The sequence below is a fragment of the Micromonospora sp. LOL_021 genome (genome assembly GCF_048060215.1).
Taxonomy (GTDB): Bacteria; Actinomycetota; Actinomycetes; order Mycobacteriales; family Micromonosporaceae; genus Micromonospora_E.
Genome location: NZ_JBHMIN010000014.1, coordinates 13,416 through 28,704 on the forward strand (window position 1 = coordinate 13,416; position 15,289 = coordinate 28,704).

The 15,289-nt window shown below is 72.5% G+C and carries 16 protein-coding genes; 5 read left to right on the plus strand and 11 right to left on the minus strand.

Features of this window, described 5'->3' with window-relative positions:
- Window positions 1-58: 58 nt before the first annotated feature.
- Window positions 59-253, minus strand: a complete 195-nt coding sequence (locus ACFHWT_RS11845; RefSeq protein WP_416594648.1) for a DUF397 domain-containing protein — start codon at window positions 251-253, stop codon at window positions 59-61.
- Complete coding sequence (locus ACFHWT_RS11850; protein WP_416594649.1) at window positions 240-1,013, minus strand: helix-turn-helix domain-containing protein; 774 nt, start codon at window positions 1,011-1,013, stop codon at window positions 240-242. Before ACFHWT_RS11850 ends, ACFHWT_RS11845 begins: the two co-directional genes overlap by 14 nt.
- Window positions 1,014-1,155: 142 nt before the next feature.
- Here ACFHWT_RS11850 and ACFHWT_RS11855 point away from each other — a divergent pair, with 142 nt between their 5' ends.
- From ACFHWT_RS11855 to ACFHWT_RS11865, 3 genes are all read left to right on the plus strand, one after another.
- Window positions 1,156-1,536, plus strand: a complete 381-nt coding sequence (locus tag ACFHWT_RS11855) for a hypothetical protein (RefSeq protein WP_416594650.1) — start codon at window positions 1,156-1,158, stop codon at window positions 1,534-1,536.
- Entirely contained in the window at window positions 1,526-1,813 is a 288-nt protein-coding gene (locus ACFHWT_RS11860; protein WP_416594651.1) for a hypothetical protein, read from the plus strand. The genes ACFHWT_RS11855 and ACFHWT_RS11860 overlap by 11 nt, the downstream gene beginning before the upstream one ends.
- A 179-nt stretch (window positions 1,814-1,992) precedes the next feature.
- Window positions 1,993-2,136 (plus strand): hypothetical protein, encoded by a 144-nt coding sequence (locus ACFHWT_RS11865; protein WP_416594746.1) that lies wholly within the window; start codon window positions 1,993-1,995, stop codon window positions 2,134-2,136.
- A 13-nt stretch (window positions 2,137-2,149) separates the two neighbouring features.
- Here ACFHWT_RS11865 and ACFHWT_RS11870 read toward each other — a convergent pair whose 3' ends face one another.
- Genes ACFHWT_RS11870 through ACFHWT_RS11880 form a run of 3 tightly spaced genes read right to left on the minus strand, consistent with a single transcriptional unit; the run spans window position 2,150 to window position 4,020 of the window.
- The gene (locus ACFHWT_RS11870) at window positions 2,150-3,262 is read right to left on the minus strand and encodes an FHA domain-containing protein (RefSeq protein ID WP_416594652.1); all 1,113 of its coding nucleotides are present in this window, start codon (window positions 3,260-3,262) and stop codon (window positions 2,150-2,152) included.
- A 17-nt stretch (window positions 3,263-3,279) separates the two neighbouring features.
- The gene (locus tag ACFHWT_RS11875; protein ID WP_416594653.1) at window positions 3,280-3,573 is read right to left on the minus strand and encodes a 4a-hydroxytetrahydrobiopterin dehydratase; all 294 of its coding nucleotides are present in this window, start codon (window positions 3,571-3,573) and stop codon (window positions 3,280-3,282) included.
- Between the two features lie 9 nt (window positions 3,574-3,582).
- Window positions 3,583-4,020, minus strand: coding sequence for a hypothetical protein (locus tag ACFHWT_RS11880; protein ID WP_416594654.1), 438 nt, complete (start codon window positions 4,018-4,020; stop codon window positions 3,583-3,585).
- Here ACFHWT_RS11880 and ACFHWT_RS11885 point away from each other — a divergent pair.
- The gene (locus tag ACFHWT_RS11885; RefSeq protein WP_416594655.1) at window positions 4,019-4,579 is read left to right on the plus strand and encodes a hypothetical protein; all 561 of its coding nucleotides are present in this window, start codon (window positions 4,019-4,021) and stop codon (window positions 4,577-4,579) included. The two genes, ACFHWT_RS11880 and ACFHWT_RS11885, sit on opposite strands and share 2 nt — an antisense overlap.
- Window positions 4,580-4,854: 275 nt before the next feature.
- On the opposite strand, the gene ACFHWT_RS11890 is transcribed toward ACFHWT_RS11885, so the two are convergent.
- From ACFHWT_RS11890 to ACFHWT_RS11910, 5 genes are all read right to left on the minus strand, one after another.
- A complete protein-coding gene (locus ACFHWT_RS11890; protein ID WP_416594656.1) occupies window positions 4,855-5,880 on the minus strand; it encodes a fatty acid desaturase family protein in 1,026 nt (341 codons plus the stop codon).
- Window positions 5,881-6,109: 229 nt separating this feature from the next.
- Window positions 6,110-9,694, minus strand: coding sequence for an SCO7613 C-terminal domain-containing membrane protein (locus ACFHWT_RS11895; protein WP_416594657.1), 3,585 nt, complete (start codon window positions 9,692-9,694; stop codon window positions 6,110-6,112).
- 125 nt (window positions 9,695-9,819) lie between these two features.
- Window positions 9,820-10,140 (minus strand): divalent-cation tolerance protein CutA, encoded by a 321-nt coding sequence (gene cutA, locus ACFHWT_RS11900; protein WP_123605207.1) that lies wholly within the window; start codon window positions 10,138-10,140, stop codon window positions 9,820-9,822.
- Window positions 10,141-10,150: 10 nt separating this feature from the next.
- The gene (locus ACFHWT_RS11905) at window positions 10,151-11,173 is read right to left on the minus strand and encodes a 1-acyl-sn-glycerol-3-phosphate acyltransferase (RefSeq protein ID WP_416594659.1); all 1,023 of its coding nucleotides are present in this window, start codon (window positions 11,171-11,173) and stop codon (window positions 10,151-10,153) included.
- Complete coding sequence (locus tag ACFHWT_RS11910) at window positions 11,173-12,009, minus strand: patatin-like phospholipase family protein (RefSeq protein ID WP_416594660.1); 837 nt, start codon at window positions 12,007-12,009, stop codon at window positions 11,173-11,175. Before ACFHWT_RS11910 ends, ACFHWT_RS11905 begins: the two co-directional genes overlap by 1 nt.
- 203 nt (window positions 12,010-12,212) lie before the next feature.
- Here ACFHWT_RS11910 and ACFHWT_RS11915 point away from each other — a divergent pair, with 203 nt between their 5' ends.
- Window positions 12,213-13,733: a protein kinase domain-containing protein gene (locus tag ACFHWT_RS11915; RefSeq protein WP_416594661.1), complete on the plus strand. Its 1,521-nt coding sequence runs from the start codon at window positions 12,213-12,215 to the stop codon at window positions 13,731-13,733.
- 65 nt (window positions 13,734-13,798) lie between these two features.
- On the opposite strand, the gene ACFHWT_RS11920 is transcribed toward ACFHWT_RS11915, so the two are convergent.
- Window positions 13,799-15,181, minus strand: a complete 1,383-nt coding sequence (locus ACFHWT_RS11920; RefSeq protein WP_416594662.1) for an ABC transporter ATP-binding protein — start codon at window positions 15,179-15,181, stop codon at window positions 13,799-13,801.
- Window positions 15,182-15,289: the final 108 nt, after the last annotated feature.

Here is a 15,289-nt window from a genome sequence, read left to right on the forward strand (position 1 = left end):
GAGCCGGTCGGCTGAGCGCACATGCCCGAGGGCTTGGTGGGGCGGCGTTGGGGGTGGGTCAGCGTACGGCGGACGGGGTGTGGGCGACGAAGGCGGACCAGGCAGCCGGCGCGAAGGCCAACGTGCCACCGGCCCGGTCCTTCGAATCGCGCACCAGCACCTGGCCCGGCAGGTTGTCGGCGACCTCCACACAGTTGCCGCCGTTCGGGCTGCTGCGGCTCGACTTGCGCCAGATCGGCTCACTCGCGTTCATCGATCATCCTTAGCATCAGGTCGCGGCTCTGGCTGACGGTGAGCGCCAGTCCCGACACAGCATCCCACGACTGTTCCAGGTCGAGCACGTCCTGATCGTCGGTGACGATCCGGCCACCGAGATGGTCGTCGAGGTAGCCGATCCGCCGGGCGTTGGAGAGGCAGGCGACGACGAACGCGCCGGCCAGCCCGACGTGCATGCCGACGTCGGCGGGGAGCACCCGGATCTGCACATCCGGGCGGTGGCCGATGTCGACCAGGTGCTCCAGCTGGTCCTTCATGAAGGCACCGGTCACGCGCAGCGCCGCCTCGGCGATGATCGCGGTGAACTGGATGTCCTCGTCGCGGGCCAGCGTGGCCGACTGGCGTTCCAGTCGAATGGCGAGCGCCTCGTCGAGCCGCCGTCGGGTGCGGGTGCCGACGGCGAGGACGGCGCGGGCGTACGCCTCGGTCTGCAGCAGCCCCGGGATCACCAGCGGCTCGAACGAGCGCAGCACCAGCGCGCGGCGCTCACTCTCCAGCCAGGAGCGCAGCCACAGGGCCTGCGCGTCCTCCCGGGCGGTCCGGGACAGCCGCTGGACCTGGTCGCCGGTCTCGTAGATGCGGTCGAGGTCGACGGCGGTGTCCGGCAGCGGGATCGACTTGCCGGTCTCAAACGCGCCGATGAGGGAATTGCTGACCCGGATGGCCTCACCCACCTGGGCCTGGGTCAGGTTGCGCTTGAGGCGCTCACTGCGCAACAGATCCTGAAGCTCGCTCATCTCCTGGCCTCCATTGGAATCCACTGGTACGCGCTGGAATGACTGACGCACGGCAATCGGTGAACTGAGTATTCCGTGTCGAAGTCGCACAGTCCAGGGTGGAAATCGCCACAGGCGCTTTGACGGCGGCAAGGGAGATCACGTGTTACGCAACGACGGGATCGGCGGCACACCCCGCCTCGCCCGCTACACCTCGATCGGCACGCCACCCGGCGGGAAAAAGGATCATGATCCGACACCGAACCGACCGCCACTGCCGGACAGCGTCCACCTGTCAGTTGATCATCCGGTGGTACAGCGGGCGCGGGAGATCGTCAGCACGCATCTGCCGAGCCGACTCGCCGAATGCCGGGTGTGCAATTCGGCTGCACTCTGCGAGCCGTTCATGAAGGCACTCGCGGTGCTGCGCCGGCACGATCCGGGAAAGGCCCGACGGGTGATGGCCGTACTCTATTTCGCTGGCCTGTGGCCTCCGGTGACCCTCGACGACGACACCGATGGGGGCGGTGACGATGTCGCGTGACGAACTGCTCCGCATCGGCGACACGCTGCGCCTGGGCAAGGCCGACTGGGTGTACGCCGACCGGTCGATGATCGTCCGGGTCGCCGACATCCGCTACGGGCTCGACCAGGAGCAGTCGCAGGTCGTCGGGCTCATCGGCACCGTCGTCGCCGGTGGCCGGGACGGCCGGATGGTGGCGATCGCGGTCTACAAGAGCGCGCTGACCCGCCCCGGTGTCGTCGAGCGCCCCCGCCCCGTCAACGGCGAGACCTACGACAATCAGCCTCATGAGCACTGAGCGCACATCGGCCGTACCACCCGACTCTGCGCACGCGGTGACCGCGAGCCGCCTGTTCGCCTGGCTCATCATGGCGGGTTGGCCGGCTGAGCAGGTTCTTCAGGCGGCTGGGGTCCGGATCCCCGGACCAGACGGCGACGGGGGCAGGATCCCGGACATCCGAGTACGCCTCGGCGGGCATTCCGCAGTACTGGGTGGTCGACTCCGACGGCGCGCAGACCGTCACCCTGCACCGGCTCGCCGCGCACGGCACCTACCAGGAGAGCGCCAAGATGCCCCTGGCCTGGCTGCTGCAGACGTCCCCGGCCGACCATCTCGGCTGAAGGAAACGCGGGGTCAGCGGTCCATCATCCGCAGCGCCATGGTCGGCGCGTCGGCCATCACCGACGTCGGGTTCGACACACCGCCGGTGGCCCAGACCTTCGACCGGGCGATGTGCACCCCCGGGTAGAGCTCGACGACGTCGGTGGCCTGCAACGGCCGGGCCTGGCGTTTGATGGTGCGGCGTTCGTCGTCGTCGGGTGAGCCACCCGGCCGTACGCCGGTGCCGTTGGTGCTGACGTCCTGCACGACGAGCTCCTTGCCGTGCAGCTCGAACCTGACGTGGCTGCGGCTGATCCAGCGCCGCGCCTCCTCGGTGAGCCACTGGCCGAGCATGATGCCTTCGCCGCGCTCGGGTGCCCGGCCGACCACCATCGGGTGGTCGGCGGAGACGACGAACCGCTGCCGGACCATCCCGTCGATCCGGATCGACAGCACCTCGGCCGGCGGGCGGGCGCCGGCCTCGGTGAGTCGTTCCCCGTGCCGGGGGCAGGTCGGCTGGCCGGTACGCAGCGTCGGCGGCGGCTGCCCGCCGGGGCGGCCGACCCGCATCCGGCCGAACAGCGCGCACTCCGGGTCCGGGCAGCTCCACAGCCGGGCCAGCAGCTGGGCACCGGCCGGCGACGGTTCGGCGGTCGCCGGTGTGTTGCCGCCGCCGGCGCGGGCGGTCAGCGCCGGTCCGCCGTGGCCGGGCAGCGGGGCGAGCAGCCGGCCAGGCTGATCGAGCCACTGGTAACGCCCGCGCATGCCGTCGAACCGGTGGCGGCTGAGCACCGGCAGGCCGAGCAGTTCGGCGACCTCCAGCAGCCGGTCGGCGGGGTCGGCGAGCACCTCCACCAGGCCATCGTCGGACCACCGGCGGGCAACCATCCGCTCGTTGGAGGTCAGGTCGGCGTCGGAGAGCAGGCCGCGGTGCACGACCACGTACACCGGCACGTTCTCCTCGGCGACGCTGCGGCCGAGGGCGTCGATCAGCTGCCCGAGGCGCAGCATGTTGGCCGGTCGCCCGTTGTCGAAGTCGACGTACCGGACGACCTCGGCCAGGTCCACGACGGCGCGTGCGGTCGCCGGGTCGGTGCTGAGTCGGCGCTCGATCGCGTCGAGCACCTTGCTGACCTCAAATCTCACCGCGTACCTCTTCCCCGTCAGCCCTGCGCCGCGACGATCTCGTCGATCCGGCGGGCCAGCTCGATGTCCAGGGCGGTGGTGCCGCCGGCCGAGTGGGTGCGGCACCGGAAGGTCAGGGTTCGCCACCGGATGTCGATGTCCGGGTGGTGGTCCATCTCCTCGGCGGTGATCGCCACGCGGGTCACCACGGCGACCGCGTCGGGAAAGGTCGCCAACGAGACGGTACGGGCGATCGCCTCGGGGTCGCCCACCCAGTCGGTCAGCTTCGCGAGCGCGGCCTGCACCTGTGCGGCGTCCAGCACCTCTGCCATGCGGTGACCTTACCGTCTGTCGGTGCGCACGAGGTCGTTCACCTTGTCGGCCGGTTCGGAGTCGTTCCCGCTGCCCCGGTACGCTGCCTGCCGCCCCTTGACCACATCACGCTGCCGAAATACCCCTGCTACCCGAATGATCGAAATTTCCGGGAATGTAGGAATCAATGACTGATTGGTGGATTTCATGAAGACCCGCCGGCTGACCGGGTCTCCGGTCGGCACCCTCACCACGCTCACTTTCGGACTCACCTTCGCCCTCGCCGGATGCGGCGTGGCCGTCCCGACGCCGAACTCCTCACCAAGCACCTCCCCAAGCACCACGGCCAGCTCGACCGGCACGCCCGTTGAGGCACCCGAGGCACTGATCGCCGCCGCTCGCAGCCTCAACGAACAAAGTTCGCGGATGGTGATGGTGGTGTCCAGCCCGTATGGCGGGATGGACATGAACGGACAGTTCGACCCGATCACCCTCGATGCCAGGTACCAGCTTTCGCTCGACGCGGGCGGCGAACAGATGCGGATCGACATGATCCTGCTCGACTCGGACGCGTACCTGCAGATGTCCGATCTCGAACTGCCCGGCCTGCCCCCAGGCACCTGGCTGCACGTCGACGAGTCGAAGATCCAGCCGGGCAGTCCCTTCGATGTGCTGTCCGAGGACGATCCCGCTGGCGCGGAAGGGTTCGTCAACGGTGTGACCACAGCCGAGTGGACCGGTGACGGCACCGTAGCCGGCGAATTGGACATGCGCAAGTCGCCCACGATCGACGAGCAGACCCTCGAGATCCTCGGCGACGGGCCGGCGTTGGCTCCGTTCACCGCCGTCATCGACGGCGAGGGTCGACTCGTGGAGCTGGTCGTCGACGCGGACCGGGCCCTGCCCGGGTTGGGGGAGATCACCTCCCGCTACTCCAACTTCGGTGAGCCGGTCAATCTGACGGCTCCGCCCGCCGACGAGGTCGTCCCACTGCCGGATGAGCTCCTGGGCCTGTTGGAGGCCTGACCGAAGCTCGGCGTTGTCGCCGTGCTCTCGCTCGCGGTCTGGGGCTGGGGGCTGCGGCGGGGCAGCGGCGGAGACCCGGCCGGTGACAGGTCGAACATCGTGCGGTGCGGGGCCACCCCCTGGGGCGGCCCCGCACCTGCTACCCGGCGGCTCATCATGATCACTTGATGCTGAGCTGGGCGACACGCCGGCACCACGCCGAATTTTCGTCAACTGATCATGAGTGCGGCGGCAGCCGCAGGATCAGCGGGGCGCAGCGGCGGCAGCCGGCCGGCTCAGCGCAGCGGCTGGCCGACGGAGTGCAGGTGGCGCAGCGCCTCGGCGTACGAGTCGATCAATCCGGCCTCGGTGTACGGCAGGCCGCGTTCCTGGCAGTAGCCGCGCACGATGGGTTGGGCGTAGCGCAGATGCGGCCGCGGCATGCTGGGGAACAGGTGGTGCTCGATCTGGTAGTTGAGCCCACCGAGCAGCACGTCGACGAACCAGCCACCGCGCACGTTGCGGGAGGTCAGCACCTGCTTGCGCAGGAAGTCCAGGTCGTCGTCCGGGCCGAACATCGGCATCCCCTTGTGGTTCGGCGCGAACGCGCACCCCATGTAGAGACCCCACAGCGCCTGGTGCAGCGCGATGAAGGCCACCGCCCGCAGCGGCGACAGCACCGCGAAGACGATCCCGAGGTACGCGACGGTGTGCACCGCCAGCAGCGCCCCCTCCACGACACGCCGCTTCACCGGGCCGTTGATCACCGACCGGACGCTGGCCACCCGTAGCGACAGGCCTTCGAGCAGCAGCATCGGGAAGAACAGGTACGCCTGCCGGCGGGCCAGCCAGCGGCCGAAGCCCCGGGTCGCGGCGGCCTGCTCCTCGGTCCAGACCAGCGCACCGGCTCCGACGTCCGGGTCGTCGTCGACGTGGTTCGGGTTGGCGTGGTGCCGGGTGTGCTTGTCCATCCACCAGCCGTAGCCGAGCCCGACCCCGAGATTGCCGAGCAGCAGGCCGGCGGTCTCACTGGCCCGACGGGTACGGAACATCTGCCGGTGTCCGGCGTCGTGGCCGAGGAACGCCACCTGGGTGGCGGCGACCGCCAGCCCGACGGCGGTCAGCAGCTGCCACCAGCTGTCCCCGCCGGCCAGCAGTACCGCCCAGCCGGCCAGGTAGGCCCCGACGGTCAACACGATCCGGGCGGCGTACCAGGCGGGTCGGCGGTCCAGCAGCCCAACCTGGCTCACCCGCCGCGACAGGTCAGCGTAATCGCTGCCCCGTGGGCGGGGGCTGGTACGGGTGGGTGCGGCAGCAGTCATCGAATGCCTTTCGTGGCTAACCCGGCCCCTCGGGGCCGGCGATTCGGGGGTGGCGGCATCAGGGTGGCGGCCGTGCCTGGGAATAGTGGCCGTGCCTAGGGTGGTGGCTGGTGCCGGGGTGGCGGTGCCAGGGCTTGCAGGACCGACGGCGTCTCCAGTCTGCGGGGATCCGCCGCGCGGGGTAATCCTGTCTGCCCCCGGAACCCGGGTGACGCTAGCCCCCTCCCGGTCAGGTCATCCGGCCGACAACAGTACGCAGTCTGCGCAGATCCCGGCGCCGGCGCTCGTAGGTGACCGCCAAGGTGATCAACGCCAGGCCGCCGACGGCCAGGAAACTCCACCGGGGCAGCAGGTCCCAGACGGCGACGAGTTCCCGCACCGCGAGGACCGCCAGCACCGCACCGCCGATCATCACCGGGGCCTGCCGGCGGTACGCCGCACCAGCCAGCACCGCCGCCACCGCCCCGGCCCCGAGCAGGAGCCGACGCACCGGCTGGCCGTCGGCGACCAGCACCGAGCCGAGGCTGGGCAGCAGGGCGGCGGCCAGGCCGGGGGCGTACCCGAGCCAGCTGGAACGCTGCGGATGGGCGCGCAGAGTCAGCCAGCCGACGCCGAGCGCGGCCAGGGCCAGCGGCAGCGTGTACGCCTCGGTCAGCGCCACCTGCGCGCTGCTCAGCAGCAGCCACCAAGCGACGATCTCGCTGGCCAGGGCCGTCATGGCCAGCACCCACGGCCGGTGCGGCACGGCCGGCCGGCCCAGCGCCGGCCGCCCGCCGGACAGTGGCGCCGCCGGCCGTCCCCCGAGCTGCGGCACCGGGTGGGCGGTCGCCAGCAGTGCCCGGGCACCCAGTACCACGCCCCACAGGGTGCATACCCCGGCGGCGTACCGGGCCGAGCCGACCGTCATCAGCAGGGCCGCGCCGGCGGCGGCGTGCCCGGCCACTTCGACGCCGATCGACTCGGCCCGCCCCCGTACGCCCCCGGTGGCCGACCGGAGGGCCAGCACCGCGCCGACGGCCAGGGCCAGCGCGGCGACGGCGAGGACCGCGTACCCGCCGACCCGGACCGGTAGGTCGGCGGCGCGCACGGCGGTCGCGGCGAGAACACCGCCGGCGACCACCGCGACGACCCCGGCAGCCACCCGCACCGGGGTACGGCGACCCGCCGCGCCGATTCCGGCGGCGCACGCCACCACGGCGGCCAACGCGGTCAGGGTGCTGACCCGGGTGGGCAGCAGACCGGCCAACCCGGCCCCGGCCAGCGTGGCACCGACCAGCAGGGTGACCGCCGCCTGCGGCGCGGCGGTGGACCGGGCGGCGACCGCCAGCCCGGCCAGTCCGGCGATGAGGCTGAGTGCCGGCACCACCGGCCACGGCGTACCGGCGCTGGCCAGGGCAGCCAGCAGAGCGACCAGGGCGACCGGGCCGCCGGCCACCACCGCGTACCGCACCCGGTGACCGGCCACGGCGGCCACGCTGACGGCGGCCGCGAGCGCGGCCACGGTGACGGCGGCGGCGAGCACGGCCAGGGTGACCGCCCCGGCGGCGGGGACCGACACCGGCAGCGCCGGGCTGAGTCCGGTCCCGGCCGGTACGCCGGCCCAGCTGGCTTCCAGCCAGCGGTACGGGGTGAGCAGCAGCGACGCCAGTACCGGCAGGGTGCTGACCGCCGCCGGCAGCGCCAGGGCTGCGGCGACGCCGGTCAGTAGCAGGCGCAGCCCGCCACGGGAGACGAGGGTGGCGGCGACGGCCAGCAGCAGCGCCGCTGCGGCGGCGTACCCGCCGGTGGACTCCCCCGGCACGTACGGCACGGTGCCGGCGGCCGGGGCGACGAGGGTGCCGACGACGGTGACCGGCAGCGCCGCCCCGGCGTACCAGAGGTATCCGGGCCACTGGCGACGGACCGCGACCAGCGCGACCGGCAGCCCGATCGTGGCGGCCGCCCCGGCGCGGGCCAACCAGCCCGCCGACGTTTCGAGGGTGTGCACGGCGAGCGCGACGAGGGCCGGCCAGCCGGCCACCGCGACGGCGACGCCGAGGCCGCCGATCGGGGCCTGCCACCAGCGGGCTTCAGGTCGCCGCACGGCGCGGCGGGCGACGGCGGCGCCGGCGAGCGCGGTGCTGACCACGACCGCGACGGCGGCCGTGGCGACCGCCGGGCGACCGGCGCTGACCAGCAGCGCGTGGCCGGTCAGCAGGGCGGCGACGGCCGCACTGGGCAGCGCGACGACGGCATGCCGCGACCCGGCGGCCCGTACCGCCGCCACTGCCCCACCGGCCAGGCCGCCGACGGCGACCGCCCACCACGGCACCGGGATCGCCGCCGGTACGGTCAGCAGCCCGGTGGCGGCGCCGACGGTGAGCAGCATGGGCCGGACCGCCCGGGGCAGCAGCAGGATCAGCGCCCCGGTGACCGCGACGACGGCGAACGGCAACTGCCAGTCGCCGGGCACGTCGACCGGTCCGGTGCCGGCCCGCCAGAGTGGGCGGGCCGCCACGATGCCTCCGGCGGCGACGGTCAGAGCGGCCAGCAGTACGCCGGCCCCGAGCAGCCCGGTCACCAGCAGCGCACCCGCCCACGGCCCGGTACGGACCACCGCCGGCAGCCGACCGCGCAGGTACCGGCCGGCGAGGGCGAGCCCGACGGCGGTGCCGGCGACGATGGCCAGCGCCAGCGACGGCGCCGGTTCGGTGCCGGCCCGGACCACGGCGGTGGTGACCGCCGGCGCCAGCCCGGCCAGGCTGATCGCCAGCAGCGCCGGTACGCCGGTGAGCCGGCCGGTGACGACCAGCACGGCGGCGACCGCTAGTAGCGGCAGCCCGGCCAGGGCGGGGGCACCGGCCGGGTGGCCGAGGATGACGGCGGCCAGGGCGGCGATCCCGGCGGCGGCCAGTGCCGCGCCGACGGCCACCCAGCCGGTGATCCGCAGCGCCAGCCGGGCCGGCGGGGTGAGCGCGATCATCGCCAGGGTGCCCAGGGCGGTGCCGAGCAGCAACAGGGTGGTGCCGGCGGCGTCGGCGCGCAGGTCGACGGCGAGCAGCGGCAGCACGGGTTGCGCGGCGAGCAGGGCGGCGAAGCGGGCCGCAGCCAGGCCGGTGATCAGCTGGTAGCCGGCGGCGACCAGACCGGTGACCGCGAAGGTCACGGCGGCGTACCGGGCGGCGGGCAGATCGGCGGCGCCGAACAGGTCGACGTAGCGGGCGGCGTAGCCGTCGAGCAACACCAGCAGCAGGCCGAGCGCGGCGAACGTCTCGGCGGTGCCGCGCAGGCCGCGCCAGGTGGCCAGCGGCGGCAGGGCGAGCAGTACGGCGGTGACGCCGGCCAGGATCGCGGCCCGGCCGCCGACGCCGACGCTGGCCCAGGCGACCGCGGTGAAGACGATCGCGGCGGTGCCGAGCAGCAGTCCACCGAGGACGAAGAGGATGGTCTGCACGGTACGGGTGGAGGTCTCCGGCCGTACCGACGGTGTCGCGGCCGGACCCGGCTGGCCCGGGGCGACCGGCCCTGGTGGCGGGCCGGCGGGTGCGGCGGCTGGTCGGGCCGGTGGGACGGGCGTCGCCCGTACCGCCGCCTGCACCTGGACCGCGAACTGCTGCCGGCGGACCTGCGCGGCGTGCAACTGCGCACCCAGCGTGGCCCACGCCGATCGGGCCTGTTCGACGCGGGCGGCCAGCCCGGCGATCTCACCGTCGAGCCGGATCACCTCGCCGGCGAGCGGGTCGGGCCCCCGGCCGCAGCCCGGGCAGCCGGCGGCGAGGCTCGCCGGCGTGCCGCAGGCCGGGCACGGATAGTGGGCTGTCGCGGTACTGCTCATGACCGCATCGTCGTCGCCCGGCCGGGGCCGCCGACAGAGTGCGGATACTCAGTCCGACCGAGGGAACGACTCGGGTACGGACGGTTCAGGACCAGCCGGCCACGAATGGACGACTGATAGCCGACTCAGGGACGGGTGTGGTCGTACACCCACCGGGCGTAATCGGGATTGCCGGCTTCGATGACGGCAACCAGGATCTCGGGTACGTCGTAGGGGTGCGCGGTGCGGAGATAGGTGACAAGTGGGTCGCTACGGTCGGTGGCGGTCTTGAACTGCACAGACCACTCCTTCGTGGTCTCCACCCGGCCTTCCCACCAGTAGGTGCTGGCCACCGGACCACCGATCTGGGCGCAGGCGGCGAACCGGCCGGCCACTGCGGATGCGGCGAGCACCTCGGCGACCGAGCGGGCATCCACCACCGTCGTCACAACGGAGATTTGATCCACGGGGCGAACCCTACGCCCTCAAGGTGTCCGAGCGGTTCTTCTCGATCCACAAATCGATCCGCGCCCACCAGTCGTAGAGCCATTCGATGCGTTCGTCACGGCCGGCCGGGATCTCCTCGGGCGGCACCGACCAGAACCGCATCACGATCCGTTTGTCCATCGGGAGTTCCCGCCACACGTCGGCGCCGGTCAGCATCCGGTCCAGGCCGGTGTGCGCGACGAAGATGACTCCCGCGTCGGGGGCCGCGTCCAGCGCGGCGAGCAGGCCGCCGGGACGCGGCGCGAGGACGTGCCGCATCGATTCGGCGCGGGCCGCCATCCCGTGCAGTCCCAACGCGTGCAGCCGCTCGATGGCCCGGCTGCGCCGGCCCGGGGTGAAGTTGCCGCCCTCGGGGAAGATGACGAACGCGTCGTTGGCGTCCAGCCCGGTCGCCAGGTGCGCGATCTGGGTCTCGACCGGCTCGGCGCGGCTGTCGCCGGGGGCGATGAACCGGTTGGGCAGCCGGTTGAGCAGGACGTCGATCGCCGGATCCCACTGCAGGGTCTCCTTGAGCACGATGCGCGGCTCCCGGTCGAACCAGTTGACCAGGCCGTGGATCAGGATGAACGAGTCGCCCGGGCCGGCGTGCCGGGACACCACCAGCTCGGGACGGCCGGGCAGGGCGGTGTCCGGGTCGGTGCCGACCACGTCGATACTCAGCCGCAACGCCCAGCGGGCGTGCCAGAAGAAGAACGTCAGGAACCAACCGGTCAGTACGTAGTGGGCGCGTTGGAAGGCCGGGCTGCGGATCTTCCAGCCGCAGCCGGAGGCCAGCCAGAGTCCGAAGAGGGCGATCAGGGCGGCGGTGTCCCACAGCAGGTAGACCACGGCGATCCAGAACAGTCGCAACACCCGCAGCCGGCCGGGTACCAGCAGCGAGGCGGCGGCGGCCAGGAAGACCCAGAACGGCAGTGTGGTGAGCACGGCCGCGGCGAGCAGCGGTACGGCCGGGGCGAGCAGTGCCCGGCGTACCCAGCGGGGCGGCAGCGGCATCAGCAGCCGGCCACGTTGGTCTTGAGGTAGCGCCGGGAGGCGGTGTAGGCGCGGCTGATCCGGCGGCCGACAGCGGTCATGTCCCGGTACGCCCAGGGTGTGTCGTCACGTGTCTCTCCCCCACCGGTCGGCAGTACGTGCACCTCCACATCGTGACCGAGCGCCGCCAGCTCCCGGGCGAACCGGTGCCGGCGGGCGATCTCGAAGGCGACCTGGGCGACCTCCCAGGGCCGCCGGGGCGCGCTGAGGGGCCGCTCGATCCGGCCGACCTGGAGCACGAAGATGCGCTTCGCCCCGGCTTCGACGGCCTTGCCGATCGGGATCGAGTTGACGATCCCGCCGTCGATGAAGTGCTCGCCGTCGATCTCGGCCGGGGGCAGCAGGCCGGGCACCGCAGCCGAGGCGAGCACGGCCGGCACCACCGGGCCGGTGTCGAACCAGTGTTCGGCGGCGCGTTCGATGCTGGCGGCACAGCAGTGGAACGGCACGGCCAGGTCGGCGAAGGTGGTGGTCTCGCCCAGTTCGGCCGCCAGCAGCCGGCGCAGTGGCCGTGGCGAGTGCAGGTGGGTACGGGCGGCGAACCGGCGCAGCTGGCGGGCCATCGAGTCGCCGTACACCTCGCTGGCCTCCGGGGAGGCCCAGAGCCGTACCAGCCGCAGGGTGACCGCCTCGGAGGGGTCGGCGGCGACCAGCGCGCCGTTGACGGCGCCGATCGAGGTGCCGACGACGAGATCGGGCTCGATGCCGGAGCGGAACAGGGCGCGCAGCATGCCGACCTCGACCGCGCCGAGGACCCCGCCGCCGCCCAGCACGAAGGCGACCGGACCGTTGACCATGGCGTTCATCCTGGCACGGGCCTGGTGGCCGCCGGTCGGGGTCGGCGCCGTGCCCGGACTCGCTCGGTATTACCGGCTCATCGGCAATGCCGACCTATGTCGGGTTAAATGATAAATGTTCACCTGTTTAACGTGCCGTTGACAGGACGTGCCAGTTCGCGCAGCCTGATACGACCTCCACTCCCCAGGCAGGTGCGACAACGATGGCATCGCTGCAAGCGGGCGAACTGCTCGCCCGCAGATACCGTCTCATCGACCGGATCGGTGCCGGCGGCATGTCGGTGATCTGGCGCGCCCGCGACGAGGTGCTCGACCGGGTGGTCGCGGTCAAGGTGCTCGCCGCGTCGTTGGCCGCCGACGCACGGTTCCGCAGCATGGTGCGGGAGGAGGCACGGTCCGCCGCCCAGTTGATCCATCCACACGTGACCGCGGTCCACGACTACGGCGAGGCGGTCGCACCGGACGGCACCGTCACCGCGTTCGTGGTGATGGAGCTGCTGTCCGGTGAGGAGCTGGACGCCCGGCTCACCGCCGGCCCGCTGACCTGGCCGGCGGCGGTGGAGACCTGCGCCCAGGTAGCCGAGGCGCTGGCCGCCGCGCACCGGTTGGGCATCGTGCACCGCGACGTCACCCCGGCGAACATCATGATGACCTCGATCGGCGCCAAGGTGCTCGACTTCGGTATCGCCACCCAGATCGGCGCCCCCGACGAGGACGAGGAGGGCGAGACCTTCGGCACCCCGGCGTACGTGGCCCCGGAACGCCTCGACGGCCGACCGGCGCAGCCCGCCACCGACGTCTACTCGCTCGGCGTCCTGCTCTACGAGACGCTCACCGGCCGAGTGCCGTACCCCGCTGACACCTGGGACGATCTGCACCGCGCACTCGATCAGGAGATCCCGCCGCTGACGGTGCCCGGACTGCCCACCCAGGTCGCCGAGATCTGCCTGCGCTGCCTGTCCCGGGACCCGCTCAGCCGCCCTACCGCGCACCAGATCGGCGCCGCGCTGCGGGACCAGTTGCTACCGGCCGATCCACAGGCGGCGACCATGCTCGCGCCGACGATGACCCTGCCGACGATGGCCAACTCCGACGTTCCGTCGGCCGCCGACGCCGAAACACCGGCCCCCAACGCCGGGACACCGGCTGTCGACGGTCGGCGGCGGGTCGGCCGGCTCGACGCCAGGGTCGCCACGCTACTGGTGGTCGGCGCGGTCGCGGTCGCGGTGATCCTGCTGCTGCAGCCCGAGGTGCTGCGCCGGCCGGGCAGCGACCATCCGCCGCCCGTCGGGCAACCGCAGTCCACCGGTACGCCCGCCGACACAGCCCCGCCGACACAGCCGGCCCAGCCGGGGCCGTCGGTGGACGCACCTCCCACCGACCCTCCCGCCACTGGTGCCGCGCCGACCCCAGCGGCGACCGACACCGCACCGGCGCCGACCGCCCCGGTCGTTCCGACCGTCGACGAGGCGATCACCCTGCTCGGTCAGGTGATCGACGACGGGCTGGCGGACGGCGCGATCCGCCGCGACGCCGGCCTCGACCTGCAGAACCTGGTCCGTAACCTACGGACCTCGTTGACCAGTGGCACCGCCGACATCGACCGGGACGTCGACCAGCTGCGCCGCAAGGTGCGGATCCGCGCCGACGAAGGCGCGATCACCTACGCGTACGCCGACGAGCTGGACTCGGCACTGGACCAGTTGGCCAGTGCCGCCGTCTGACTCCCGGGGCACCCCGAGCGACGACCGACCCGGCTGCGGCGTCAGCTCAGGCGTGGAAGCAGACGTCAGTCCAGACGTGGGTGCAGGCGGATACGGTGCCCGGACCGGTCGAACAGTAACAGCCGGTCCAGATCCAGCGCCATGGTCATCGTCTCGCCGGGCTGCGGCGGTGCCGCCGCCGGCACCCGAACCACGACGTCACCGTCACCGTCCGGTGGATCGGAGGGATCGGGTTCGTACACCGGGTAGAAGCCGTACCGGGTCCGAGCGGTCGCCGGCGGGTCCGGACGGCGCTGCTGCGGAATCATCCGGGCGATGGTCTCCCGCAGCTGGTGCCGGGGCGGCGGATCCTCGGCCAGCAGCTCGGCCAGGTGGGTCTGCGGATCCGGCAAGTCCAGTTGCGACTCGGCCGGGGAGGTGGGCAGGCCGCCGGTGTCCACCCAGACCAGTGCCTCGTGGCCGAGGTTCTCCACCGCCCGGACCGTGCCGCGCAGGGTGACCGACAACGTCCGGTCGGACCTGGCCGGGTCCGGGCCGTCGGGCAGCGCCGGGTCAGCGCCGGTCGGCGGTACGGGGTGCAGCGCGTCGGCCCGCAACGCCACGGTGACCCGCTCGGTGTGGTGCTCGGCCAGCCGGGCCACCCAAGCGTCACCCACCGGCAGTTCCAGCACCTGCGAACCGAGATCGATCACCACCCGGTCCGGCTCGGCGTAGACCGCCCCCTGCAGCAGGCTGGTCCGTGGGGTGCCGAGGAACGCCGCGACGAACAGGTTCGCCGGGTCACCGTACACCTGCTCCGGCGGCCCGGTCTGCTGCAGCCGACCCTTGCGGAGCACGGCGAGCTGGTCCGCCATGGTCAACGCCTCGGTCTGGTCGTGGGTCACGTAGACGGTGGTCACCCCGTGCCGGCGGGCCAGCGCCGTCACGTCGGCACGCAGCTCGGCCCGCAACCCGGCATCCAAGTTGGACAGCGGTTCGTCCAGCAGGAACGCCTTTGGCTGGCGCACGATGGCCCGGGCCATGGCGACCCGCTGACGTTGCCCGCCGGACAGCACGGTGGGCTGCCGGTGCAGGTGTTCGGCGATGCCCAGCTCTGCGGCAACCTGCCGGATCCGCTGTTCGACCGCCGGGCCGTGTCCCACGCGCAGCGGAAAGGCGATGTTCTGGGCGACCGTCAGATGCGGGTACAGGGCATAGTCCTGGAACACCATGGACACCTGTCGTCGCTGCGCCGACCAGCCGTCCACCACCCGGTCGTCGATCAGCACGTGCCCGGACGTCGGCGTCTCCAGGCCGGCGACCAGCCGCAGGATCGTCGACTTTCCGCACCCGGTCGGCCCGAGCAGCACCAGGAACTGGCCAGACGGGACCGCGAGACTCACCCCGTCGACTGCGACGGTGCCGTCGTCGAAGACCTTCGTCAGTCGGTCGGTGGCGATGGCGACCACGCGATCACCTCCTGACCCCATCGTCAGGCCCGGCGGCCGTCGGCGCCAGTCCCTGTCGACGGACGGCCCACACCCGCCGGTGAGCGGTCGTCGGCACCGCCACCGGCG